The organism is Paramesorhizobium endophyticum, assembly GCF_014640615.1.
GTDB classification, from domain to species: Bacteria; Pseudomonadota; Alphaproteobacteria; order Rhizobiales; family Rhizobiaceae; genus Paramesorhizobium; species Paramesorhizobium endophyticum.
Genome location: NZ_BMHH01000007.1, coordinates 185,105 through 210,320 on the forward strand (window position 1 = coordinate 185,105; position 25,216 = coordinate 210,320).

General features: G+C 61.5%; 19 protein-coding genes. 7 read left to right on the forward strand and 12 right to left on the reverse strand.

Features of this window, described 5'->3' with window-relative positions:
• The first annotated feature begins 23 nt into the window (after positions 1-23).
• Entirely contained in the window at positions 24-1,097 is a 1,074-nt protein-coding gene (locus tag IEX53_RS11005; RefSeq protein WP_188824210.1) for a hypothetical protein, read from the forward strand.
• A 59-nt stretch (positions 1,098-1,156) separates the two neighbouring features.
• On the opposite strand, the gene IEX53_RS11010 is transcribed toward IEX53_RS11005, so the two are convergent.
• Together IEX53_RS11010 and IEX53_RS11015 are read right to left on the reverse strand one after the other, a co-directional pair.
• The gene (locus IEX53_RS11010; RefSeq protein ID WP_236016133.1) at positions 1,157-1,672 is read right to left on the reverse strand and encodes a P-loop NTPase family protein; all 516 of its coding nucleotides are present in this window, start codon (positions 1,670-1,672) and stop codon (positions 1,157-1,159) included.
• A gap of 100 nt (positions 1,673-1,772) precedes the next feature.
• On the reverse strand, positions 1,773-2,537 hold the full coding sequence (locus IEX53_RS11015; RefSeq protein ID WP_188824212.1) for a VOC family protein: 765 nt from the start codon (positions 2,535-2,537) through the stop codon (positions 1,773-1,775).
• Positions 2,538-2,710: 173 nt separating this feature from the next.
• Between IEX53_RS11015 and IEX53_RS11020 the strand changes: the two genes are divergently transcribed.
• Positions 2,711-3,298, forward strand: coding sequence for a DUF922 domain-containing Zn-dependent protease (locus IEX53_RS11020; protein WP_188824213.1), 588 nt, complete (start codon positions 2,711-2,713; stop codon positions 3,296-3,298).
• Positions 3,299-3,342: 44 nt separating this feature from the next.
• On the opposite strand, the gene IEX53_RS11025 is transcribed toward IEX53_RS11020, so the two are convergent.
• Positions 3,343-5,010, reverse strand: a complete 1,668-nt coding sequence (locus IEX53_RS11025; protein ID WP_188824214.1) for an electron transfer flavoprotein-ubiquinone oxidoreductase — start codon at positions 5,008-5,010, stop codon at positions 3,343-3,345.
• Between the two features lie 223 nt (positions 5,011-5,233).
• On the opposite strand from IEX53_RS11025, the gene IEX53_RS11030 reads away from it, so the two are divergent.
• The 3 genes from IEX53_RS11030 to IEX53_RS11040 all read left to right on the forward strand — a co-directional run bounded on the left by IEX53_RS11030 (position 5,234) and on the right by IEX53_RS11040 (position 8,957).
• Entirely contained in the window at positions 5,234-6,109 is an 876-nt protein-coding gene (locus IEX53_RS11030) for a uracil-DNA glycosylase (protein WP_188824215.1), read from the forward strand.
• 347 nt (positions 6,110-6,456) lie between these two features.
• On the forward strand, positions 6,457-7,695 hold the full coding sequence (locus IEX53_RS11035) for an MFS transporter (protein ID WP_188824216.1): 1,239 nt from the start codon (positions 6,457-6,459) through the stop codon (positions 7,693-7,695).
• A gap of 86 nt (positions 7,696-7,781) precedes the next feature.
• Positions 7,782-8,957 (forward strand): linear amide C-N hydrolase, encoded by a 1,176-nt coding sequence (locus IEX53_RS11040; protein WP_236016134.1) that lies wholly within the window; start codon positions 7,782-7,784, stop codon positions 8,955-8,957.
• 17 nt (positions 8,958-8,974) lie between these two features.
• On the opposite strand, the gene IEX53_RS11045 is transcribed toward IEX53_RS11040, so the two are convergent.
• Both IEX53_RS11045 and IEX53_RS11050 read right to left on the reverse strand, forming a co-directional pair.
• Positions 8,975-9,832, reverse strand: a complete 858-nt coding sequence (locus tag IEX53_RS11045) for a hypothetical protein (protein WP_373288627.1) — start codon at positions 9,830-9,832, stop codon at positions 8,975-8,977.
• Between the two features lie 191 nt (positions 9,833-10,023).
• The gene (locus IEX53_RS11050) at positions 10,024-10,992 is read right to left on the reverse strand and encodes a DMT family transporter (RefSeq protein WP_373288628.1); all 969 of its coding nucleotides are present in this window, start codon (positions 10,990-10,992) and stop codon (positions 10,024-10,026) included.
• A 143-nt stretch (positions 10,993-11,135) separates the two neighbouring features.
• Between IEX53_RS11050 and pepN the strand changes: the two genes are divergently transcribed.
• Together pepN and IEX53_RS11060 are read left to right on the forward strand one after the other, a co-directional pair.
• Positions 11,136-13,781: an aminopeptidase N gene (pepN, locus tag IEX53_RS11055; protein ID WP_188824217.1), complete on the forward strand. Its 2,646-nt coding sequence runs from the start codon at positions 11,136-11,138 to the stop codon at positions 13,779-13,781.
• A gap of 453 nt (positions 13,782-14,234) precedes the next feature.
• Positions 14,235-16,586, forward strand: a complete 2,352-nt coding sequence (locus tag IEX53_RS11060; protein WP_188824218.1) for a PAS domain-containing sensor histidine kinase — start codon at positions 14,235-14,237, stop codon at positions 16,584-16,586.
• Between the two features lie 10 nt (positions 16,587-16,596).
• Here IEX53_RS11060 and IEX53_RS11065 read toward each other — a convergent pair whose 3' ends face one another.
• The 7 genes from IEX53_RS11065 to IEX53_RS11095 form a co-directional block, all read right to left on the reverse strand.
• Positions 16,597-17,010: a PIN domain-containing protein gene (locus IEX53_RS11065; protein ID WP_188824219.1), complete on the reverse strand. Its 414-nt coding sequence runs from the start codon at positions 17,008-17,010 to the stop codon at positions 16,597-16,599.
• Positions 17,011-17,012: 2 nt separating this feature from the next.
• The gene (locus tag IEX53_RS11070) at positions 17,013-17,252 is read right to left on the reverse strand and encodes a type II toxin-antitoxin system Phd/YefM family antitoxin (protein WP_188824220.1); all 240 of its coding nucleotides are present in this window, start codon (positions 17,250-17,252) and stop codon (positions 17,013-17,015) included.
• A gap of 45 nt (positions 17,253-17,297) precedes the next feature.
• Entirely contained in the window at positions 17,298-20,225 is a 2,928-nt protein-coding gene (locus tag IEX53_RS11075; RefSeq protein WP_236016135.1) for a bifunctional [glutamine synthetase] adenylyltransferase/[glutamine synthetase]-adenylyl-L-tyrosine phosphorylase, read from the reverse strand.
• 274 nt (positions 20,226-20,499) lie between these two features.
• Entirely contained in the window at positions 20,500-21,957 is a 1,458-nt protein-coding gene (locus IEX53_RS11080; RefSeq protein ID WP_188824263.1) for a sensor histidine kinase, read from the reverse strand.
• Positions 21,954-22,652 carry a response regulator transcription factor gene (locus tag IEX53_RS11085; RefSeq protein WP_188824221.1) on the reverse strand — a complete coding sequence of 233 codons (699 nt, stop codon included), beginning with the start codon at positions 22,650-22,652 and terminating at the stop codon, positions 21,954-21,956. Before IEX53_RS11085 ends, IEX53_RS11080 begins: the two co-directional genes overlap by 4 nt.
• Before the next feature lie 242 nt (positions 22,653-22,894).
• Entirely contained in the window at positions 22,895-24,415 is a 1,521-nt protein-coding gene (locus IEX53_RS11090; RefSeq protein WP_188824222.1) for a DegQ family serine endoprotease, read from the reverse strand.
• A 166-nt stretch (positions 24,416-24,581) separates the two neighbouring features.
• On the reverse strand, positions 24,582-25,028 hold the full coding sequence (locus tag IEX53_RS11095) for a cytochrome c-type biogenesis protein (protein ID WP_236016144.1): 447 nt from the start codon (positions 25,026-25,028) through the stop codon (positions 24,582-24,584).
• Positions 25,029-25,216: the final 188 nt, after the last annotated feature.

Genomic DNA, 25,216 nt, shown 5'->3' on the forward strand with positions numbered 1-25,216 from the left:
TATACTTAAGGGAAAAGAAAAAGATGACCAACAAATGGAAAATGCGGTTATTGGCAGCGCTGGTGGGCGCCGCCTTCATCCCGGTCACTACCGCACAAAGCGCGGACTCTCCGGTGAATACGACGGAACAGGTTGATCCTGCCGCGCTTAAGGCCTGGCGAGAGGAGATGCAAAATATTGTTCCTCCGGGCCCGGGTTGCTACCATTCGAAATATCCCAGCAAGGCCCTCAATGAGATCCCTTGCATCAAGACATCCACCACTGAGCCTGCCCCACCCGTGCCCAAGGTCAGCAAACGCGCCTCCAAAATCGTGGATGGCGGATCCGACAATTACTTTTTTGAACCCGGCATAGTTAGTTCAAGCTCCTACCTCTCTTATGCAACCGGCTCTTTCCCGTCGGTTACGGACGTTAAATCCGTAACCAGCGTGGGCGGCACGGGCGATTCCAAGCTCGACGGCCAATATAGCCTGCAACTCAACACGAACTATTTTACCACCCAGGCTTGCGGAAATGCCCCCGAATGCTACGGATGGCAACAATTCATGTACCAGAATCAAGGATCTTCCGGCGGCGGAGAGGTGACTGTTCGGTCTTGGCTCGTTAACTACCCTGAAAAATGCCTAAGTGACTGGACACGCCAGGACAAGGATGGACAACCGAGCTGCTACATGGAGGAAATGGGGCCGGCGCCGTTAATTCCGGTTACGCAACTTACGGATGTCACGCTCACAGGCTATGTAAATAAAAGCAACACGGGGCAGAACGTCGCCATTTTGCAATTTGGCCCCGAGCAGGTCACCGTTTCTCGTGACAATTATCTGGGACTGGGCTCGGATTGGACGCAAGCGGAATTCAACATCTTTGGAGTCGATGATGAAACCAAAGCTGAATTCGATCCCGGCGCCTCAATGACCGTGAAACTTAACGCACAGTATAACGTCGGACGATTCTACTACCTGTCGCCAAAATGCATACGTTCTGAAAGCACTGCTGCAGAGTCTAACAATCTGACTTTGGGCGATTGCATCGCAGACAAAGGTGGCGAACTTCACCCCTACATTCAATTCACTCAATCCTATCCACTTCCGCAGTAATTAGTCCCCACCGGCGGCTTCGGCCGCCGGTTGTTCCTATCTGCATGAAGGCAGAATGATCAAAGGGTCGGTTCCAATTTGGGCGGAATAGCTTCCAGAAACGTCCTCACCTCCTCCGGGCTGCGCAGGTGGAAGACCCGAACGTGCGACGGGATGGTCTCCAGAAGCTTGAGCGCGCGGATGCGGCCGTTCTTGCTATATCCGGCGACCCACTTGAGGAAGGCCCAATCGAAACGCTCCGGGCAGCCTTCGGCCATGTCGGGCCGCGTCCTGCCGTGATGCCTTATGACGCGCAGGACGACGCGCCAGAGGCGGCGAATCGTGCCGATGTCGAGGAAGATGAATGTGTCGGCCCGTTCAAGGCGCGCCGGTATGGTCGCCGTATGGTTGCCCTCGAATACCCATTCCTCGCCCCGCGCCGCGTCAAGCGCCAGCGCGGTCGTTTCCTCCGGCGTGCGCTGCACCCAGCCGGCTTTCCAATACATTGGATCGATATGGATCACAGGCAGCCCCAGCCGCTCGCCGATCTCTTGTGCGAGTGTCGATTTACCGGAGCCGGCGCCGCCAATGATCATAATGCGTTTCATCGTTTTAGGGGCAGCAGGGACAGGGCAACGTCAGCAGCTGATGGCTAGGCCAAACATACTGCCCCGCCGCCCCTACTGCCCTCATCCCTTACCGCTTCACCGATACCAGCGAGAACAGCGCCCCTTGCGGGTCCATGCAGCCGGCGATCCAGCTGTCACCGGGCACCGGCGTCGGCTCCAGCACGATCTTGCCGCCGTTCGCCTTGACGCGCTCGATGCCCGCGTCGAGGCCGTCGACCCAGAAGTAGAACTGCCACATGGGCGCAGGCACGTTCTCGGGCTTGGTCATGACGGCGCCGCGCGGCTTTCCGTCGATTTCGAAAAGCTGGTAGATCCCCATCGGGCCCATATCCATGCCTTCGCCCTTCGCCCATCCATACTGGTTTGAATAGAATTCGAAGGCGCTGGGGCCGTCGGCGGCGTAAAGCTCGTTCCAGCCGACCGTTCCGGGCGTCTGGTCGGGCAGCGGCGGCTGGCCTTCCATGCTCGGGGTCATCAGCATGAACATCGCGCCGCCCGGATCGGCGACGACAGAGAAACGGCCCACCTCCGGAATATCATCAGGCTCGCGATAGACCGTCCCGCCCGCCTTGCGCAGGGCTTCCGTCGCCGCGTCGACATCCTCCACCCCGATATAGGCGGCCCACATCGGCACCTGCCCGTTCGCCTTCGCCTCTTCCGGAATCGTCATCAACCCGGCGACGCCCGTATCCCCGCTTTTGGCGATGACATAGGGCATGTTCCCCGGCCATGTTTCGGTGTTCCAGCCGAGGACCTTCTTGTAAAAGTCCTCTGCGGCGGCGAGGTCCGATGTCACCAGTTCATACCAGATAAAATCCGATTGCTTGGGCATTTCACGTTTCCCTTCCTGTTTGGGGCTGGTTGGTGTTTCACCTGCAATCCTATGCCCCACCAGTATGACACGGAAAACCGCCCCATCCCACCTCTCCTGACAAACGGGGCAGAAAAGGCTCCTGACAAAATCGGTGGTTTCCTTTAGCGTTCCGGCGAAGAAGGAGAGGCGACATGCGGCGCATTGCTTTTGTTCTTGGGATCGCGTTGTGCCTGGGGCCCGTGACGGCGTGGGCGCAGTGGAAGCCTGCCGAGCGGATCGAAACCTATCCGGTTTCCGGCCAGACGGGCATCGAGCTTTACCGCTCGATCGGCGAGAACGGCCCGCGATTGAGCCTCGGCCCCACCATCGCCTTCACCACCTTCGATCTGAAATGGTCGCGCAAATATGTGCCCGAAGGCGGCGGGTGCCGTCTCGCCAAGGCCGTCCCGCACCTCACCATCATCTACAAGCTGCCGAAGCCATCAGGCAAAATGCCGCCCGATACGCAGAAACGCTTGGACCGCTTCATCGCGGGGATCGAGGCGCATGAGCGGGTGCATGGCGAACTCATCCTCGACATGGTGAAGAAGATCGAGGTCATGTCGGTGGGCCTCACCGTGCCGAACGATCCGGGATGCAAGAAGATCAGGCAGGAACTGACCAAACGCCTCGCCGCCCTGTCACAGGAACAGCGCCAACAGAGCCGAGACTTCGACAAGGCTGAGATGAGCGAAGGCGGGAATGTGCACCAGCTGGTGCTGGGGTTGGTGAATGAATGAGTTGGCGCCCTCCCTCCCCTGCAGGGAAGGAGGGGCACTAAGCCTCACATGTTCACATAAACCGGCCCCTCGCCGCCCTGCGGGGGCACCCAGTTGATGTTCTGGTTGGGATCCTTGATGTCGCAGGTCTTGCAGTGGACGCAGTTCTGGGCGTTGATGACGAAGACTTCCTTGCCGTCCTGCTTCACCCATTCGTAGACCCCAGCCGGGCAATAGCGCTGCGACGGGCCGGCATAGATTTCGAATTCCGAGGTCCGCTGCAATTCCATGTTCTCCACCTGAAGATGGACCGGCTGGTCCTCCTCATGGTTGGTGTTGGAAAGGAAGACCGAGGATAGCCGGTCGAAGGTGAGCACGCCGTCGGGCTTGGGGTATTCGATCTTCTTCGCATCCGCCGCCGGTTCCAGCGTCTTGTAATCAGGCTTGCCGTGGCTCATCGTACCGAAGGGCGACCAGCCGCCGGTCAGCGTGTTGATCCACATATCGAGGCCGCCAAGCGCCACGCCGAGCACCGTGCCGAGCTTCGACCAGAGCGGCTTGACGTTGCGGACCCTTTTCAGATCCTTGCCGATCTCGCTCTCGCGCCAGGCTTCCTCATAGGCGGTCAGTTCGTCATGGGAGCGGCCCGCCTTTATGGCTTCGGCCACATGGTCCGCGACCATGATTCCCGACAGCACCGCATTGTGCGAGCCCTTGATGCGTGGCACGTTGACGAAGCCCGCCGAGCAGCCCATCAACGCCCCGCCGGGGAAGGTCAACTTAGGCACCGACTGGAAGCCGCCCTCGGTGATGGCGCGCGCCCCATAGGATAGGCGCTTGCCGCCCTCGAAGGTGCCGCGAATGGCCGAATGGGTCTTGAAGCGCTGGAATTCCTCGAAGGGCGAGAGATAGGGGTTCTTGTAGTTGAGGTGAACGACGAAGCCGACCGCTACCAGATTTTCGCCGAAATGATAGAGGAACGAGCCGCCGCCGGTCTCCATATCGAGCGGCCAGCCGAAGGAGTGCTGCACGAGGCCAGGCTTGTGCTTGGACGGATCGACCTGCCAGAGTTCTTTGAGACCGATGCCGAATTTCGGCGGCTCCCTGCCCTCGTCGAGCTTGAATTTGGCGATGAGCTGCTTGGCCAGCGAGCCGCGCGCGCCTTCGCCGATCAGCACATATTTCCCGAGCAGCGCCATGCCGCGCGTATAGGCCGGGCCGGGCTCGCCGTTCTTCTCGACGCCCATATCGCCGGTGGCGACGCCGATGACCGCGCCATTGTCGTCATAGAGCACTTCGGTGGCGGCGAAGCCTGGATAGATTTCGACGCCCAGCGCCTCCGCTTTCGCGCCCAGCCAGCGGCAGACATTGCCGAGCGATACGATGTAATTGCCGTGATTGTTCATCAGCGGCGGCATCATGAAATTGGGCAGGCGCACCGATCCGGCAGGCCCGAGCACTATAAAATGGTCATCGGTCACGGGCGTCTGGAACGGATGGTCGCTCTCCTCGCGCCAGCCTGGAATGAGCTTGTCGATGCCGATGGGATCGACGACCGCGCCCGAGAGGATATGCGCGCCAACCTCGCCGCCCTTCTCCAGCACCACGACGGAGAGTTCGGGATTGACCTGCTTCAGCCGGATCGCCGCCGCCAGTCCCGCCGGACCCGCCCCGACGATGACCACGTCGAATTCCATGCTCTCGCGTGTCTGAAGCTCGTTCGCCTCGCTCATCTCATCCTCCGTGACGGCCTGTTCCCCGGAGCCGTCTTGCCTCGTTTGTTATCTTACCTGTTATAGCGTCGCTTGAATCCTCACAAGCGGCCAATTGTCCGGAGCAATTGTGGCACTCCACGATTAATTAGTTTACCTTGACGTAAACGTCAATAAATTCATGGCTTTTAAGGGCTTTCCTTGCAATGGACGGCGCAAGCTCATTCCTGATAAGGATGCACCCATGGCAAATGAGCAGGAATGGATGGATATCGAAGGGCTGATCCGCTTTTATGCGGAAGCGGGGGTGGATATCGCGCTCTCCGACGACCCCATCGACCGTTTTGCCGAAAGCGCGAGACCGAAAACGCCTTCAAGGCAGGCGCAGCCCGGCGCAGGCCATGCGGGTGAAGCTTCGCCCCAGCCGGCGAGTGTCTCCGCCTCCCCTCAGCAGCCTTCCCGGCAAGCGGCACCGGCACCGGCCCCCCCTCGCCCCGTCGTGCCCGACGATGCGCAGGTGGCGATGGCGCGGGAGGCGGCGCGTACGGCGGCGACGCTGGAGGAATTGCGCGAGCGGCTCGCGGCCTTCGACGGCTGCAATTTGAAATTCACCGCCAAGAACATGTGCTTTGCCGATGGCGACCCGGAGTCGCCCGTCATGTTCATCGGCGAAGCGCCGGGGCGTGACGAGGATATAGAGGGGCGGCCCTTCGTCGGGCGGTCCGGGCAACTGCTCAACCGGATGCTCGCTTCCATGGGGCTGGAGCGGGAAAAGGTCTATATCGCCAATACCATCCCCTGGCGTCCGCCCGGCAACCGCACCCCGACGCCGCTCGAAACCGAACTCTGCCGCCCCTTCATCGAACGGCAGATCGAGCTCGCCGATCCGAAAGTGCTGGTCGCGCTAGGCGGCCCGGCGGCGAAGGCGCTGACCGGCGCGCAGGAAGGTATCTTGCGGCTGCGGGGAAACTGGAAAGTGCATTTGACGCCATCGGGCAAGGAAATCCCGGTCATGCCGACGCTGCACCCGGCCTATCTGTTGAGGAGCCCGGCCCAGAAGCGGTTTGCATGGCGAGATCTGCTGGCGGTGAAGATGCGGTTGCGGGAGATGGCAGGATGAGTCTCCCTCCCCCTTGCGGGTAGGGTGGCCCATGGGGCCGGGTGGGGGTGGTGACGTTAACGCCATTGTCTCCAGCAAAAGCGCACCCGTCACCACCCCCATCCGCCCGCTAACGCGGGGTTCGTCGCTGGAAAAGCCAAATCGTTGGCTTTTCCTCGGCCTACGGCCGAACGCTCCTCAATCCCAGCAAGGGGGAAGGTGGGCGCATCGTTAGCCCGCCATCCAATCGTCATCTATTGCGGTTAAGCACCCCTGTCGGAATTCCGCCATCGCCCGCGTCGCAAACTCTCGCGCGGCAGGGCGATTTTTCTTTTATTCTCCGTGCCTTGTCTTGATCGAGGTTTTTCATGGCTGGCCAACTCCTGCCCATTGCCGCGCTGCTTTTCAGCACGTTCCTAATGCTGACGGGCGGCGGGCTTGCGGGTATTCTCCTGCCGCTGCGCGCCGGGCTCGACGGCTGGTCGCCGACGACCATCGGCTGGATGGGCACGTCCTACGCGCTCGCCTTCACGCTCGGCTGCCTCATCGTGCCCCGGCTGGTGCGGCGGGTCGGGCATGTGCGGGTGTTCTCCGTGCTGCTAACGCTGCTCAGCATGTCGCTGCTGCTGCACGCACTGATTATCGACCCCATTGCCTGGATGGTCTTTCGTGGCGTCGCCGGGTTCTCGCTCGCCGGCGGCTATATGATCGTCGAGAGCTGGCTCAACGAGCGCGTCGTCAACGAAACGCGCGGCATGGTCTTCTCCATCTATATGATCGTCTCGATGGTGGGGCTGCTCGCCGGGCAATATATTCTGCCCTTCGGCGACCCGGCGGCGCAGACGCTGTTCATCGTCTGCGCGCTGATTTATGCGGCAGCGCTCATCCCGACCGCGCTTTCCAACGCGCAGTCGCCAAGGCCGTTGACCCAGGTTTCGCTCGACCTCTCAGGGCTTTACCGCCGCTCGCCCGCGGCCGTGGTCGGCTCGCTCCTCGCCGGGATGATTGCGGGGGCCTGGGGCTTCCTCGCACCGGTCTATGGCAAGCAGATCGGGCTTTCCACCTTCGGCATCGCCACCATGCTCGCCACCGCGATGATCGGCAGCGCGATCTTTCAATATCCGCTCGGGCGCGCCTCGGATTTCGTGGACCGGCGCTACGTCATGGTGGTGGCTGGCATTATCGGGCTCGTGCTCTCCGCTGCGATGGTGCTGCTTCACCCCGGGCCCGGATCGCTCATCTATATAATGATGTTTCTGTTCGGCTCGGTCCTCTATTCGATCTACAGCCTCAACACGGCGCATGCGAATGATTCCGCCGATGCCAGTGAGTTCGTGAAAATATCGAGCGGATTGCTGATCGTTTACGGGGCCGGGAGCATGATGGGACCGCAAATCGCGGGCCGGCTGATGGACGCCATCGGCCCCCAGGGCTTCTTCGTCACCATAGCGCTCTGCTATACATTCTATGCCGCCCATGCGCTCTGGCGCATCCAGCGGCGCGGCCATTCCCTCCCGCCTGCCCAAAAGACGGAATTCCAATTCCAGAGCGCAGAAACACAGCCAACGCCGGAAACAGCCCTGCTCGACCCGCGCAGCGAAACGTAGAATTCTCTACAGTAAAATAAAGTATTATTTTAATATTTTCATTTTTATACTGCTATTAAATTATTCTGCTTTGTGGAGATGCCTGAATGCCCATGCGGAAAACAGTCTGCGCTCTTATGAGCGGATGCGTTGCTGTCATGGCGCTCGCCGCGCCGGCATTGGCCTGCACGACGCTACGTTACTTCGACGCAGCCAACAGGCTTTATCTTGGACGCACCTTGGAACTGGCTGCCGCCCTTCCATATCAACTGGTCTATTTTCCGGCGGGACAGAAATTCAAGTCGGACGAGGTGAGCGGGCATCCGTCCCTCAACTATCAATCCCGTTACGCCATTTTTGGCATTGCATTTCCGGATGTCTCGCCTGGCGGCAAGGCAAAGATTGCCTTGAACGACCTCAAGCTGATCGATGGCATCAACGAGGCTGGGCTATCCTTCGCGCTTTTGGCATATCCCAATGTGAACGGCCCACAGAAACAGATAGAGAAAACCCGCGCCATCCTTGCCGCAGTCGATCTCGGAACCTGGACGCTGGGGCAATTCGCCAGCGCAGCCGATGTCAGGCAAGCGCTTGCCAGGCAACCGGCCATGCTGGCTCCGATTCGCGCCCTGGGCGGTGCGGAAGGCCCGTTCCACTTCATCGTCTATGACCGGACCGGAGCATCCATCGTCATCGAGTTCAACAAGGGCAAGGAGACGGTTTACGAGAATCCCGTCGGCGTAATGACCAACGGGCCGCAATTCTCATGGCATCTTACGAACCTCAACAATTATACCCATCTTTCCAACATCGATAAATCCTCGGGTTCGTTTGGGGGATTCAAGGTGAAGCAGCCGGATTCGGGCATATCCACCGCCGGGCTCCCCGCTTCCGACACGTCGGTCGGCAGATTTGTCCGCGCCGCCTTTTATTCCACCTATACGCAGAAGGCCAAAACGCCCGATCAGGCAGTCAGGACGCTTGCGCATGTGATGAACAATTTCGACCGTCCGATCGGCATATCCATCAACAAATCCGGCGGCGAAGGAGACACGCTCGACAAAGGGCTGGGCATCACCGGAGAGTCGGAATATACGACCTGGACACGATTGGCCGACCTCGAGCGGCTGCGCTTCTTCGTTCGAGATTATACGGCACTGAATTATACGATGTTCGAGCTGGGAAAACTCAGGACCACGAAGAAGCCGGCTGTAATTCCGCTGGCCGCTTTCATCGACAAGCCGGACGGCACGAGCGCGGTAATGGATGCCGCCGGCAAATAGGATCGGTCACGTTTCTGCTAATATTGCACGGAGAAACCGACGACGGGCCCGTGCTCTGTCACATCATATTTGAACTCGCCCGCCTGGGTCTCTTCCCTGTAATCCTGATAGAGAGCCCGATAGCCGACGCGCCAATTGATGGGCAAGTCGACTAGCAGGGTGCGGTAGCCGAGATAGATCTGCCCGTTGGCGCTGAGCTTCGTTCCCGCTCCGAAACCGCCGATATCGGCTTCCGCGAAAATATTCCAGCGGTCGGTCAAATCGTAGAAAATGCGCGCGCCGACGAATGGATCGGTCCATTCGACCTTGCGCGTCTCGTTCAAGAGCGGCCCGGCGTCCAGCTCCGCCTTGAGCCGCGTCCAGCGCACGCCGACAGTCGGCTCGAGTGCGAAGACCCGCGGATCGCCGAACAAGGTCGCGCCGTCGAGAGCCGCCTCATGCATGCGGTAATAGACGCCGCCCGAAAGGGTGGTGGAGGTGATGTCGACGTTGACCTCATTGCCGAGGAGGTTCTCGTCCTTGCTCACCTTGACATATTGCCCGTCGATATAGAAGCCGACCGTGCCGTTGGTGGCGTCGATATTGCCCATGAAGGCCGCGTCGAGATGATCGTATATTTCGCGGAAAGGTACATCGACGCCCGTGTCGAGCCCGAACAGGCCCGCCTTGCCGTGCAGGGAAACGCCCCATACATAGGGGCTGAAGAGGATGCGCCAGCGCTCCTGGTCCTGGATTTCCGGCGGGGCAGGCTCGAAGACATCCGCCGCCCCGGCCGGCATCACTGGCGAGGCCAGAATAAAAGTCAGCAATAGGATGCTGCGCCGGGCGGCGCGAAGAATGCCTTTTTTGCCGCTGTGCGATCCATGTCCGACCATAGCCCCCCCTTAACAAGTGTTGCGCTGCATCATGGAGAGATGCTGCAAAACAAAGCCACGAACCCATGGTTACGCGCAGAGGGAAGCGAAATAAACTTCAAACACAAACGTAATTCCGATTTCCACTATTAAATACATCGTCTCGAAGATTTATACTGTAGTATACCCAAAATATTACTCTGAGCCAAAAGCTACGATATTCTTCCCGCCGCCTGCGCTCTCTTGTTACGCTCCGCCACAACGAGCCGGTGCTCGCGGTAGATGATGAAAATGCCCGCGCCAATGACGATGGTGCTGCCGACAATCATCTGCATCGTCGGGACCTCCCCAAAGATGAGATAGCCGATGGCGAGGCCGAGCAGCATTGAGGTGTATTCGAAGGGCGCGATGGTGGACATTTCCGCATAGCGGTAGCACTGGGTCAGAAATATCTGCGCGACGCCGCCCGCAAATCCCGCGCCGATCAGCATCGCCGCCTGGGCGGGGGTCGGCATCACCCAGCCGAAAGGCAGGCTGAACAGCGCCATGATGGTGGAGGTCAGCGAGAAATAGATGACGATTGTGGGTGTGCGCTCCGTCTGGACGAGGCGGCGCACCAGCAGCATGGCGATGGCGCTCATTCCCGCTCCCGCCAGCGCCGCGAGCGCGCCTATCGTCTCGTCCGCGCCGATCTCACCGCTCGTCAGCACCGTCATGCGCGGCCAGAGGATGACCAGGACGCCGAGAAGGCCGACCATCACCGCGCTCCAGCGGTAGATGCGCACCGTCTCGTGCAGCAGGATGGCGCTGAACACGACGACGAAGAGCGGCGCGGCGTAATTGAGCGCGATGGCCTCGGGCAGCGGCAGCTTGGTCAGCGCAAAGAAGCTGAAGCTCATCGAGGAAACGCCGACCAGCCCGCGCCAGACATGGCTGAAGCGCTCATTGGTGCGGAACACGCCTTTCAGCTGATGGGTAAAGGCCAGATAGGCGACGATGGGAAAGATGGCGAAGAAGGAGCGGAAGAAGACGAGTTGCCCGACCGGTATTCCGTCCGCCCCTTTCAGCAGGCTCGACATGGCGACGAAAATGCAGACAGAGGCGACCTTGAAGCCGATGCCCACCATGACGTTCGGTTCGGCACGGGTTTCGACAGGCTCCGGGCGCGAAGGAGCGTTCAAGGCAGTGATCCCTTGGGAAATTATGACGCGGCAGGTTCGGTTTCTCCATAGGCCGCATTCATGGGGAATGCCAGCGGGAATGTTGTGTGCCGGTGTGAAGAGGGATAGGAAGGCGCGAGGGAACGTTAATTAAGGAAATGACGATGCGTACGGATACCGGCCAGACCTTCCGCCTCGAGGATTACCGCCCGACGGATTACCTGATTCCCGAGGCGGCGCTCGTCTTCGAACTTGACCCGGAGCGTACCGTCGTCCGCGCCATTCTCACCATCGAGCGGCGCGAGGGCGTGGCGGCGGGCCAGCCGCTGGTGCTCGACGGTGACGAGTTGATGCTGGTCTCACTTAGCGTCAACGGGGTGAAACTCGGCGAGAACGGCTATCAGGCGACGCCGGAGCGGCTGGAAATCACCGCGCTGCCTGAGGAGAAGCGCTTCACCGTCGAGATCGTCACGCAAATCAACCCGACCACCAACCGCCAGCTCATGGGCCTTTACCGCTCCAGCGGCGTCTATTGCACGCAGTGCGAGGCGGAAGGGTTTCGGCGCATCACCTATTATCTCGACCGGCCGGACGTGCTCTCGGTCTATACGGTGCGCGTCGAGGCAGCGAAGGCGGAAGCGCCCATATTGCTTTCGAACGGCAACCCCGTGGAAAGCGGCGATATCGAGGGCGGCAGGCATTTCGCCGTCTGGCACGACCCGCATCCCAAGCCGTCCTATCTCTTCGCGCTGGTCGCAGGTGATCTCGGCTTCATAACCGACCGCTTCACCACCCGCTCGGGCCGGGCGGTGGATCTCGCCATCTATGTCGAGGACGGCAAGGAATCGCGGGCATATTACGCGATGGATTCCTTGAAGCGTTCAATGCAATGGGACGAGGAAGTGTTCGGGCGCGAATATGATCTCGATGTCTTCAACGTCGTCGCCGTGTCTGACTTCAACATGGGCGCGATGGAGAACAAGGGCCTCAACGTCTTCAACGACAGATATGTGCTGGCCGACGCCGAGACCGCCACGGATACGGACTATGCCGGCATCGAGGCTGTCATCGCGCATGAATATTTCCACAACTGGACCGGCAACCGCATCACCTGCCGCGACTGGTTCCAGCTTTGCCTGAAAGAGGGGCTGACGGTCTTCCGCGACCATGAGTTCTCCGCCGACATGCGCTCCCGCGCCGTCAAGCGCATCACAGAGGTGAAGACGCTGAAGGCGCATCAGTTTCCGGAGGATGCGGGCCCCCTCGCCCATCCGGTGCGCCCGCGGCAATATCGCGAGATCAACAATTTCTACACGGCGACGGTCTACGAAAAGGGCTCCGAAGTGGTTCGCATGATCCGCACCATCCTGGGGCCGGACGTTTTCCGCAAGGGGATGGACCTCTATTTCGAGCGCCATGACGGCGAGGCGGCGACGATCGAGGACTTCCTCAAAGCGTTCGCCGACGCCTCGGGGCGGGACTTGAGCCAGTTCGCACTCTGGTATGAGCAGGCGGGCACGCCGAATCTCTCCGTGAGCTATGATTACGATCCGGCGGCGAAAAGTTTCACCATCGAGTTCGAGCAGTCGCTGAAAGCCACGCCCGGCCAGAGCCGCAAGAAGCCGATGCATATTCCCATCGAATTCGGCCTCATCGGGCCTGACGGCAGGGAGATTGCGCCCGCTTCCGCCGAGGGGATGGAGGTGACCGATAACGTCATCCATCTGCGCCAGCGGAAGGAGACGGTGCGCTTCACCGGCATATCCGAGCGGCCCGTGCCGTCGCTCTTGCGGGGCTTTTCCGCCCCGGTGACGCTCACAAGCGAATTGCCGCATGAGGATCTCACCTTCCTCGCGCTCCATGACGGCGACCCGGTCGGACGCTGGCAGGCGCTGACCAAGCTTCTGACCGGTGCGCTCATCGCCGGGGTCAAGCAGGCGCGCGGCGGCAAGAAGCTTTCCGTGAATGGCGAAATCGTCACTCTCATGGGCGGCATTGCGGCTGATGAAACGCTCGATCCCGCCTTCCGCGCCCTTTGCCTGAGCTTGCCTGGCGAAAGCGACATCGCCCGGGAGATCGGCAGCGACATCGACCCGGACGCGATATCGGCAAGCCGGGAGACGCTCGTAAAGGCGATTGCGCAAGCCCATGCCGCGCGGTTCGCCGCGCTCTACGAGAAGCTGGCGGATACGGGTCCGTTCTCATCCGATGCGGAAGGTGCCGGACGCCGGGCCTTGCGCAACACGCTGCTCAATTATTTGAGCGTGGCTGAAGGCGATCCGGCACGGGCGGCGGCGCAGTTCCATGCCGCTGACAACATGACCGACCGGGCGATGGCCCTGGGTATAGTCGTGCATCATTTCGGTGAGAGCGACAGCGCGCGGGAAGCACTCGCGGCCTTCGAGGAGCGGTTCGGCGGCGATCCGCTGGTGATGGACAAATGGTTCGGCATTCAGGCGACGCGGCCCGGAGCGGCGACGCTCGATACGGTGCAGGCGCTAATGAGCCATCCGCTCTTCTCGCTCGACAACCCCAACCGCACCCGCGCACTCATCGGCGCCTTCGCCAGTGCCAACCAGACCGGCTTCAACCGGGCCGATGGCGCGGCCTACCGCTTCTTTGCGCAGACGATCCTCAGGATCGACCCGCAGAACCCGCAGCTCGCCGCGCGGCTCCTGACAGCGCTGCGCTCATGGCGCTCGCTGGAGCCCGGACGGCGCGAACACGCCCGCGCGGCGCTGGCCCAGATCGCCGGAACGCAGAAGCTGTCTACCGATGTGCGGGATATCGTGGAGCGGACGCTGGGGTGAAACGTGGGGCGCGGTTCTTGTTTAGACGGGAGCGCCAGGAACACCCCCCTCTGCCCTGCCGGGCATCTCCCCCGCAAGGGAGGAGATTGGCCTTCATCAATGGCGACTCTTTATTCTGCAACGTCTGCGATTGGCGAAAGCGGACCTCACAGCCAATCTCCCCCCTTGTGGGGGAGATGTCCGGCAGGACAGAGGGGGTTGCTGTCCCGCCGACGGTTCCATTTAGAAATGCCGGCTGTAACGAAACGGCACAAACACATCCGACACCTACTTCCCTTTTTACGAGAATTATCTTAAAAGCACAACCATATTACCCGAATCACCTCGGTTCTGATTAAAATTTTATTAAAAGACTGGACAGGCCGAATCGGTTTTGATTCATTGGCCTTGGTTCGGATGTGCGGCGTCCCGAATCGCTTTCAAAGGAAAGTTCCAGCTTAGAGGGGCCAGGGGATGGCAAATGCGGACGCGTATGACGCGCCGACAGGGAGGTATTACGCCTCCGGCAAGAGAAGATCGCGCGCCGGGCTTTCCGGCCATGCGGGTCTGCTTGCCGGTCCCGCCTATCAGAAGATCGTAAGGCTTGAGCCCTGGCTGCGCCGGTCCATCCCGACGCTGATCATCCTGTTTCTGATCGTCCTTGCCGTGGCGCGCGTACTCTCGCTCATGGCGTGGCGCGAGGATATCGAGCGCAACGCGCGCTCCGCGCTGGCGCTCGCCACCACGCATATTTCCGCCGTCATCGACCGTGTGGCCGCCTCCCGCGCCAAGGCCGGGAGCACCGAGGGGCTTTCGGCGGCGGATATCGAGAACATCATCGCCGATTTCCGCTCGCGCGGCCTTATTCCGCAATCGGTGCGGATCGCCGTGGCGGACGGCAACGCCTCCATCCTCGGCGCGTCCGGCATGGATGGGGCGCGCGGCAAGAACATCGAGAGCCTGGTTTCCGATGCACAACCGCTGTTCCTCTTCGGCGAGCGCGCCGGGGTCATGCATATCAGGCTTGGCGGCGAGGAAGCGCTAGGCTCGCTGGGCCGCACGGCGCAGGGCAATCTCGCCGTTCTGGCGGCGGAGCCGAATAGCTCGATCTATGCCGAATGGCGGCGGATCGTGTCGCTCAACATCACGCTCTTCGCCGGCACGGCGGGGGTGATGATGGCGATCCTCTATGCCTATTTCAGCCAGGCGGCGCGGGCGCGCGACGCGGACCATATTTCCGAACAGATCCAGTGGCGCATCAATCTGGCGCTTGCACGCGGCCGCTGCGGCCTGTGGGATTGGGATATGGCGCGCGGGCGCATGTACTGGTCGCGCTCCATGTATGAAATGCTGGGCTATGAGGCCCATGACGCCATCCTCTCCTTCGGCGACGTGGCTGCCATCATCAACCCGGAAGACGGCGACCTCTACGAAATTGCCACGCAGGCGGCGGCAGGCGATATCCGCCAACTCGACAAGGTGTTCCGCATGCGTCATGCGGACGGTTATTGGGTGTGGATGCGCGTGCGCGCCGAAATCGCCGAGGACACCGACATGCACCTCGTCGGCATCGCCTTCGACGTCAGCGAGCAGCACCGTTTCGCGCAGGCCACGGCGGAAGCAGACATGCGCATCCGCGAGGCCATCGAGAATATTTCGGAAGCCTTCGTGCTATGGGACGCCAACAATCGCCTGGTCATGTCCAACAGCAAGTTCAATGAATATGCAGGGCTTCCCGCCAAGGCGCTGAAGCCGGGCGTGACGCGCAACGAGATCCAGGCGCTGATGCGGCCCTTCTCCTTCGAGCGGCGGATGGCCAATGAGAACGACCGCAGCGGCGCGCAGACCTTTGAACGGCAGCTGGCCGACGGACGCTGGCTGCAGGTCAACGAGCGGCGTACGCAGGATGGCGGCCTCGTCTCTATTGGCACCGACATCACCCAGTTGAAGCTGCATCAGGAGCGGCTGGTGGACAGCGAGCGCCGCCTGATGGCGACCATCCACGACCTTAGCCTCGCCCGCAAAGGCGAGAAGGACCGGGTACGCGAGCTTTCCGAACTCGCCAGCAAATATGCCGTCGAGAAGGAGCGCGCCGAAAGCGCCAATCGCGCCAAGTCCGAATTCCTCGCCAACATGTCACACGAGTTGCGCACGCCGCTCAACGCCATCATCGGCTTCTCGGAAATCATGAGCCAGGCCACTTTCGGCCCGCTCGGCTCCGACCGCTACGAGGAATATGTGCGCGACATCCACACCAGCGGCACCTATCTCCTCAACGTCATCAACGACATTCTCGACATGTCGAAGATCGAGGCGGGGCATTTCTCGCTCGACCGCAGCGAAATCGACCTTTGCCCGCTGATCCGCGAAACCGTGCGGGTGATCTCCCTGCAGGCACACGAAAAGAAGATCGCGGTGCAGACGAACATCGCCGAGACGATGACTCTCCAGGCCGACCGCCGCGCGATCAAGCAGGTGTTGATCAATTTGCTTTCCAACGCGGTGAAGTTCTCCACCGAAGGCGGCCGCATCTCCGTGCGCGCCCGCAAGACCGCCACGGCCCTGGTGCTCGCCATCGAGGATACGGGCTGCGGCATCCCCAAGGCGGCGCTGAAGAAACTGGGCCAACCCTTCGAGCAGGTGGAAAACCAGTTCACCAAGTCCCACGCCGGCTCGGGGCTCGGCCTCGCGATCTCCCGCTCACTGGTGCGCCTCCATGGCGGCACGCTGAAAATCCGTTCCACCGAGGGGGTCGGAACGATCGTGTCGATACGGATTCCGGTGGAGGATGCGGTGAAGGCGGAGAGCGCGGCGGAGGCGGCTTGAGCCTGGGCGGTCAATTCACTTTGCGAAGCCAATTCTCTACCGGCAGGCCCGGCACGCGGGAGAATTCGCGTTCATTATTCGTAACTAGCGTGGCCTTGATGGCCAACGCTTGCGCCGCGATCCACATGTCATTGGAGCCGATGGGCGTTCCCTTCCGTTCCAAGAATGTCCGCAGAATCCCATAATGGCGCGAAGCCTCCGCGTCGAGGCCGATGAGCGGTAATTGCCCGGCCAGAGTTGCCAGATGGGCGCGATTACGCTCACCGTAGGCGCTTTTTTCTGCCCCGTATTCAAGTTCCCCAAGCACGATTGCCGAGAGATACACGTTCTCAAGTCGCAGACTATCCAGACGCTGGCGAATACCCGAGTGTTCGTTCAGGGCGGCGATAAGAATATTGGTATCCAGTAGATAGAGCGCTGCCACGATTAATCGTCCAATGGCTCTATATCATCTTCTGGAGGAAGGTCTTCCGGTTCTTCCAGATCGATCTCGTTCTTTGCAGCCCAGATATCACGAAAGGCATCGGCTGCAGTTCTCGGGTGATCCGGGACCAATCGCGCCACGACTTTTCCGCGACGAGTCACTGCAATTTCCTTCCCCGCCTCCACTTCCGCCAGCAGGGTCGAAAAATGTGACTTGGCTTCAACGACAGTGACTGTTTTCATGGGCGGCCCTCATAAAAATGACCATATGGTCATAGTGGGTGCGCTTTAATGTCTTGTCAAGCTATTGAAATACCCCCGTACCGTCCTTCCCGTTTCCTCAAGCTGTGCCTCGACACCCTTGATATCTGGCAGGGCGGCGGCGCGGCAGAGGAGGTCCGCCAACCCCGGCGGGAGATCGTCGCGCTCCACTTCGCCCGGCAGGCACAGGCGGATGATCTGGGAAAGGCGCGCGTAAAGGCGATGCGCTTCGGTGAGGTCGTCCACCACCGCGGGCGCGGCGAGCGAGGGGGAGAGGCGCCGCAGAACGTCTTCGGTCGCGGTGGAGCGCTCGCTTCCCGTGACATTGCCCGTCAGCACGGCGAATTGCGCGAGGAATTCCAGGTCGATGATGCCGCCGGGTTTCAGCTTCATGTCCCAGAGGTCGCGCGGGGGCTTTTCTTCTTCGATCAGCGCGCGCATCTCGGCGACGTCCTTGGCGATCTTCGCCGGGTCGCGTGGAAGGGAGAGGATGGCGTCGATTTCCTGTTCGATGCGGTTCAGGAACGCCGCGTCACCGGCGATGGAGCGGGCGCGGGTGAGCGCCATGTGCTCCCAGGTCCATGCTTCCGTTCGCTGATATTTGCCGAAGGCGGCGATATGGGTGGCGACGGGGCCCTTGTTGCCGGAGGGACGCAGGCGCAAATCCACCTCGTAGAGCACGCCTTCCGCCGTAGGGGCGGAAAGGGCCGCGATCAGCCGCTGCGTCATGCGGATATAATATTGCGAGGGCGCGAGCGGCTTTTCGCCGTCAGATTCCTCCGCGTCCTCGTCATGGTCATAGAGCAGGATGAGGTCGATGTCCGAGCCAGCCGTCAGCTCGCGGCTGCCGAGCTTGCCCATGCCGAGAATGCCGACCTTACCACCCGCAATCTTGCCGTGGCGGCGGCTGAATTCTTCCAGCACGGCGTCAAGTGTCTTGCCGATCATCAAATCCGCGAGGTCGGAGAAGGCCCTCCCCGCGCGCGGGCCATCGATGGCGCCGGTCAGCAGGCGGACGCCGATGAGGAAACGATGCTCGGCGGCGAAGATGCGCAGGCGGTCGAGCGTTTCCTCATATGATCCGCCCTGCCCCAGAAAGCTCTCCAGCCGCTCTTCCAGATAGGCGCGGGTCGGTATTTCCGCGAAGATCGCGGGGTCGAGCAGGCCGTCGAACACATGCGGCTTGCGGGTGATGATGTCCGCAAGACGCGGCGCGGCGCTCAGGATGAGCACGAGCAGGCCCAGCAAGGGCGGATTCGATTGCAGCAGGCTGAAAAGCTGGATGCCTGCAGGCAGGCCCTTCAGCAAATCATCGAAGCGCAAGAGCGCCTCATCCGCCCGCTTGGTCTCGCCGAAGGCTTTGAGCAGCGCCGGGGTCAGTTCGGTCAGCCGCTCGCGCGCTTCCGCCGAGCGAGTCGCCCGGTAGCGGCCGAAATGCCAGGTGCGGATGACCCGGCAGATGTCGCTAGGGCGTTCGAAGCCCATCTTGGAGAGGGTTTCGAGCGTGCCGGGATCGTCGACATCGCCGGTAAAGACCAGATTGCCGCCCTCGCCGCCCAGTTCCTGCGCCTGCTCGAACAAGGCGGCGTAATGGCCTTCCACGACGCCGAGCGCGGAGAGAAAGTCTTTCGAGAAATCCTCCGTCCTCGCATAGCCCATCATTCGGGCGACGCGGGAGAAGCCTTCCTCGTCCTCCGGCAGCACGTGGGTCTGCTCGTCGGCGATCATCTGGATGCGATGCTCGACATCGCGCAGGAAAGTGTATTTCACCCCGAGCGCGTCGCGGGCATCCGGCGTGATCCAGCCGCGTTCGGCGAGCTTTTCCAGCATCGCAACGGTCTGGCTCCCGCGCAATTCCGGAAACCGCCCGCCCGCGATCAATTGCTGGGTCTGGACGAAGAATTCGATCTCGCGGATGCCGCCCCGGCCCAGCTTGACGTTATGGCCGCGCACGGCGATGTCGCCCAGCCCCTTATGGGCGTGGATCTGGCGCTTGATCGAGTGGATGTCGGCAATCGCGGCATAATCGAGATATTTGCGCCAGACATAGGGCGCCAGTTCCGCCAGAACCTTGCGCCCCGCCTCGATATCGCCCGCCACCGGACGGGCCTTGATCATCGCCGCGCGTTCCCAGTTCTGGCCACGCCCTTCGTAATAATGCAGCGCCGATTCCACGGGCAGCGCCAGCGGGGTGGAACCCGGATCGGGCCGCAGACGCAGATCGACGCGGAAGACGTAGCCATCCGCCGTGCGGTCCTGAAGGATACGGACGAGCCGCCGCGTCAGCCTCGAGAAGGTCTCGACGCAATCGAGCGGGTCACCGATAGCCTTGGACGTTTCATCGATGAAGACGATCAGGTCGATGTCAGACGAGTAATTCAGCTCATGCGCGCCGAGCTTGCCCATGCCCAGGACAATCCAGCCGCAACCTTCCTCCGGCCTGTCGCGGTCGGAGAGCTTAATCTTGCCCGCGCTATCCGCTTCGCGCAGGAGGAAGGAGACGCCGGCGCGGATGGAGGTTTCTGCAAGCCGCGTCAGCCAGAGGGCGGTTTCAGCGGTGGCGAACAGCCCAGCGAGATCCGCCAGCGCGATCAACACATGGGCTTCCTGCTTCAACCGGCGCAAGGACGCCATGAGCGTGGTTTCGGTGACGCCGTCCTCGCCCCATGAGGCGGATATTTCGGCGAGGAGTTGTTCAAGTCGGGCTTCGGCGGAAGTCTCGGTTAGTGCCTCCAGAATGGCGGGACGGCGCAGGAGAATTTCGCGAATGAAGGGGGAGAGATCGAGAACGGCGGAGAGAAAAGCGGCGGATGAGGGATCACCTAGATGTTTGACGAGCTTGGAGCAGCCGGCCTCAGCCGCGGAGTCGCGCAGATCATCGAGGAAGGATGCAGCCCGTTCGGCGTCGAGGGGAACGAGTGGTTTTAGAGTTTGCGCGAAGAATGATTGTCCCACAAAAACGTCCCTCAAACTAACCTGATAGTCCACTCCGGCACTCACCCCCCTCTGCCCTGCCGGGCATCTCCCCCACAAGGGGGGAGATTAGCTTTGAGCACCGCTTTCGCCAATCGCCAACGTTGCATTATCAAATATCGCAGATGAAGCACCGTCATAAATGACAGCGCAATCTCCCCCCTTGCGGGGGAGATGTCCGGCAGGACAGAGGGGGGCGCTGTCCCGCCGAGGCTTCATTTCATATCAGTTCCAATGCTTGAATCGAACGAACACCTCATCCCCCATTCTCCGGCACCGGAAAAGCCAGCACCGCCCGCAATCCCGGCTCGTTGTCCTCCAGCCTCAGGCTCCCACCGTGCAATTTCATCACTGCCTTGGCAAGGCTCAAGCCCAGTCCCAGTCCCGGTTGGGTGCGGCTTTCCTCGAGGCGGACGAAGCGTTCGGTCACGCGGTCGTGCTGTTCCTCGGGAATGCCGGGACCGTTATCCGCAACGACGATCAGAATGCTCTTTTCCTGCCGCTCCATGGAAAGCGTCACTGCCGCGTTTTCCCCGGCGGCATATTTGATGGCGTTGTCGACGAGGTTCGAGACAGTCTGGCCGACGAGTTCGCGGTTGATGCGCAGGGGCGTCTCATCAAGATCGCCCAGCGTCAGCGCAACGCCCGCATCCTCCGCCACCGGCTCGTAGAGATCGGCCACATCGCGCAGGATGGGCGCGGCGGGCATGATCTGCATGTTCTCGCTGGAATAGCCGGCTTCGAGCCGCGAAATCATCAGGATGGCGTTGAAGGTGCGGATCAGTTGGTCGGACTCGGCGATAATGTCCTCCAGCGCAGCCCGATAATCCTTCGTGTCCCTGCCGCTCGATTTTTTGTTTTCTCGCAAGTCCGAACGGAAAACCGGTTCCCACTTTTCCTGGACTTGCTCCAGTGCCGCCTCGGCCCGGTTGCGCAGGCGTGTCAGCGGCGTTTTCAGGTCATGGGCTATGTTGTCGGAAACCTGCTTCAGCCCGTCATTCAGTTCCTGGATGCGGCCCAGCATGGCGTTGAGGCTTCCAGAGAGGCGGTCGAACTCGTCGCCCGAGCCGGAAACCGGCAGGCGGCCCGTCAGGTCGCCATCCATGATGCGATGCGAGGCGGAGGAAAGCTGGTCGATGCGGATGAGCGCGCGCCGGCCGACGAAATACCAGATCAGGAACGCGCCGACGCCCATCAGCCCGAGGGCCAGCATGAGCGCGCGGCGCACGATGCCCAAAAAGCGCTCCGGCTCGCTCAGATCGCGCCCGACCAGCACCCGCATGCCGTTGGGCAGCGCGATGACGATGGCGATAGCCTTGTGGACGCTGCTGCCGTTTCGGTCCCCATAGCGCTGATAGGTGAAGGCGCGCTCGACCATGCCGTCCGTATCGAGCACGCCGGGCTCGAGGCTCTCGACATTGCCGGCGAGGATCTGCCCCACAGAATCGGTGACGAGATAGAGATAGGCGCCCGGCTGGCGGGCGCGGCGGTCGATTGTGCGCACCAGCGCCGAAATGCCGCCCCTGTTATAGGCCGCGCCGATGCTGGCGACCTCCTCGCTCAGCGCCTGCTCGGTCTGGCCGGTCAGGAGCGTGACCGAGAGATTGCTCATATAGATGACGAGCGCGATGGCCCCCAGCATGAAAAGCAGGAGATAGAGCGCGGACAATCGCGCCGCCGTCGTGCGCATCAGGGCGGCGACGCGGCCCATCAGGCGTCCTCGGCGGCGGAGCCGGACACGGCTTTCAGCACATAGCCCGCGCCGCGCACGGTATGAAGCAGCGGCGTCTTGAAGCCCTTCTCGATCTTGCCGCGCAGGCGGGAAATATGGACGTCGATGACGTTGGTTTGCGGGTCGAAATGATAGTCCCAGACATTTTCGAGCAGCATGGTGCGGGTCACCACCTGGCCCGCATGGCGCATCAGATATTCGAGCAGCCGGAACTCGCGCGGCTGGAGGACGATGTCGACCCCTCCCCGCCGCGCCGTATGGGCCAGACGGTCGAGCTCCAGATCGCCGACGCGGTAGATCGTGTCCGCCTCGCGCGGGCTCGACCGCCGCCGCAGCACCTCGACGCGCGCCAGCAGCTCTGAGAAGGCATAGGGCTTGGTCAGATAATCGTCACCACCGGCGCGCAGGCCCGTCACGCGGTCATCCACCTGCCCGAGCGCGGAGAGGATCAACGCCGGCGTCTCGTCCCCCTTGGCGCGCAGGCCGGCAATCACGGCAAGCCCGTCGCGGCGCGGCAGCATCCGGTCGATGATCAGCACATCATATTTGCCGCTCTCGGCCAGCGCATAGCCCGTCTCGCCATCGCCTGCGATATCGGCGGCATGGCCCGCCTCGGCGAAAGCCTTCTCCAGATACCGGGCTGCTTCACGGTCGTCTTCGATGATGAGGATTTTCATTGGGGCCCAGTGAGATAGTGAGTAGTGAACAGTGAGGTAGTAATACAAGGAGACCGGGAGAAGCGACGTCGTGAAATAGCGAAAGCAATTTCCACTATCTCACTGATCACTACTCACTATCTCACTATTCTGGACGGGCAGCGGGCCGCTTGCAGCCCGCTGCCCTGCGCTTTCCGATCGCTGCCCAATTGCATGGATGCCGGGGACGGAAGACTGGAAACAAGCCCCCGGCACCTTCTGCCCTAGCCCTTGGCGATCGGAAGCGCTACGAAGCGGCTCTGGTCGTTCGTCATGATCTGAAGCAGGATGGCCTTGCGGCCCGCCTTTTTCGCCTCGCTGATCGCGGCGTTGATATCGCTAACGTCCTTCACCGGTTTGTTGTTTGCGCTGATAATGACATCGCCGGAGCTGATGCCCTTGTCGGCGGCATCGCTGTCCGGATCGACATCCGTGACCACGACGCCCTTGCCGTCTTCCGAGGGAACGACGGTGAGGCCGTAGGAATCCAGCGATTCCGAATCCTGCGGCATCGTAGGCTTGCCGGCGGGGGCCTGCGCCAGTTCCTTCGGCATGGTTCCAACGGTGACATTGATGGTCTTGGCGGCATTCTTGCGCCAGATGGTCAGTTCCGCCTTGCTGCCGGGAGCGATGGCGGCAACCTTGCGGGCAAGATCGTTCGAGTTCTCCACCGGTTCGCCGTTGACGGCGGTGACCACATCACCGGCCTCAAGGCCCGCCTTGGCAGCCGGCCCACCATCCTGCGGCTCGGCGATGAGCGCGCCCTTCGGTTCGGCAAGGCCGAGCGACTCGGCGATTTCCTTGTTCACCGGCTGTATGGTGACGCCGATCCAACCGCGCTGGACATGGCCCGTCTTGATGATCTGGTCGACCACCGTCTTCGCCGTCGCGGCGGGAATGGCGAAGGCAATGCCGACGCTGCCGCCTGACGGGGAGAAAATGGCGGTGTTGATGCCGATCACCTGGCCCTGCTGGTTGAAGGTCGGGCCGCCGGAATTGCCGCGGTTCACCGACGCGTCGATCTGGATGAAATCGTCATAGGGGCCGGCGTTGATATCGCGGCCAAGCGCCGAAACGATGCCCGCCGTCACGGTGCCGCCGAGGCCGAAGGGATTGCCCACGGCAACGACCCAATCGCCGACGCGCACATTCTTGTCATCGCCGAGCGCCACATAGGTGAACTTACGCTTCGGGTCGTTGACCTTCAGAACCGCAAGGTCGGTGCGCGGATCGGTACCGACCAGCTTGGCAGGCAGTTCGGTTCCGTCCTGCAGAACCACGGAATAGGCATTGCCGTCAGCCACCACATGGTTGTTGGTGACGATATAGCCGTCATCGGAGATGAAAAAGCCGGAGCCCTGGGCGACCGGACGCTCGCGGCGCGGGCGCTGCTTGCCGGGGCGCTTGGTCTGGCCGTCCGGGCCGAACTCGCGGAAGAAGCGCTTCAAGGGATGATTGTCCGGAAGCTGGTCGAAGCCAGGCGCGGAAAAGAAGCCCGGTATGCTATCGCTGGTATCGGGCTTCTTGTCGCTGTCGACGCGAACGCTGACCACCGCCGGGCGGACCTTTTCCACCAGATCGGCAAAGCCGGGCTGGGCGGGCGCGGTCACGGTGACGGGATCGGCATAGGCGCGCATCACGGTGCTGAGTGGCCCATTCGCCAGGACGGCACCGGCGAGCGCCGAGGTCAGCGCCACCGCATACATGCGTTTGCGGTACACGGACGGGGACTTTTCTTTCGACATCAGAAACTCCTTGGGCAGGGATAGGCTGGGCACGGAAGGGCATTGCGCCGCATCACGCTCTAGATGGGCATTGTGCGCCATAGATACTAACCGCAACCTTACCGGCAAATTTCCGCAAGATGAAAGTTTCGTAAGGTTAGACCTGAAAGTTTTGCGCGATTCAGAACTATCGCTGGTCTTTATCTTCCAGGATCGCGGCCAGTTTGCGGCGTTCCTCGTCCGAAAGCGGAACGGTCTGCGCAGTCGGCCTGCGCCGTGACGCGGCAAGGAGAAACCCGCCGCCGATGAGCAACACCACCACCGGGAAACCCCAGAGCAGGATGGTCTTGGTTTCGAGCCGAGGTTTCAAAAGCACGAACTCGCCATAGCGCGCGACGATGAAATCGAGGACCTGCTCGTCACTATCCCCCGCCTTCAGCCGGTCACGCACCAGAATGCGCAGATCCTTGGCAAGTTCGGCATTGGAATCATCGATGGACTGGTTCTGGCACACCATGCAGCGCAGTTCCGTCGAAATGGCGCGGGCACGGCTCTCCAATGCGGGGTCTGGGAGGATTTCGTCGGGGGTGACGGCGTGGGCGGCGGTGGCGGATAGGAGGGAGAGGGCAAGGATGGCGCCAAGCGCCCTCGCCCTTCGAGGCTCGCTTCGCGAGCACCTCAGGATGAGGGCTACTGCTGCGTCAGCGCTCTTCGCCACCGGACCGAGATTCGGAGCCGGCGAAGTGCCAGCACCCTTCACCACCGGGTCAAGGCGCGTGGCCGGTAACGCGCCGGCGCCCTTCGCCCTCATCCTGAGGTGCT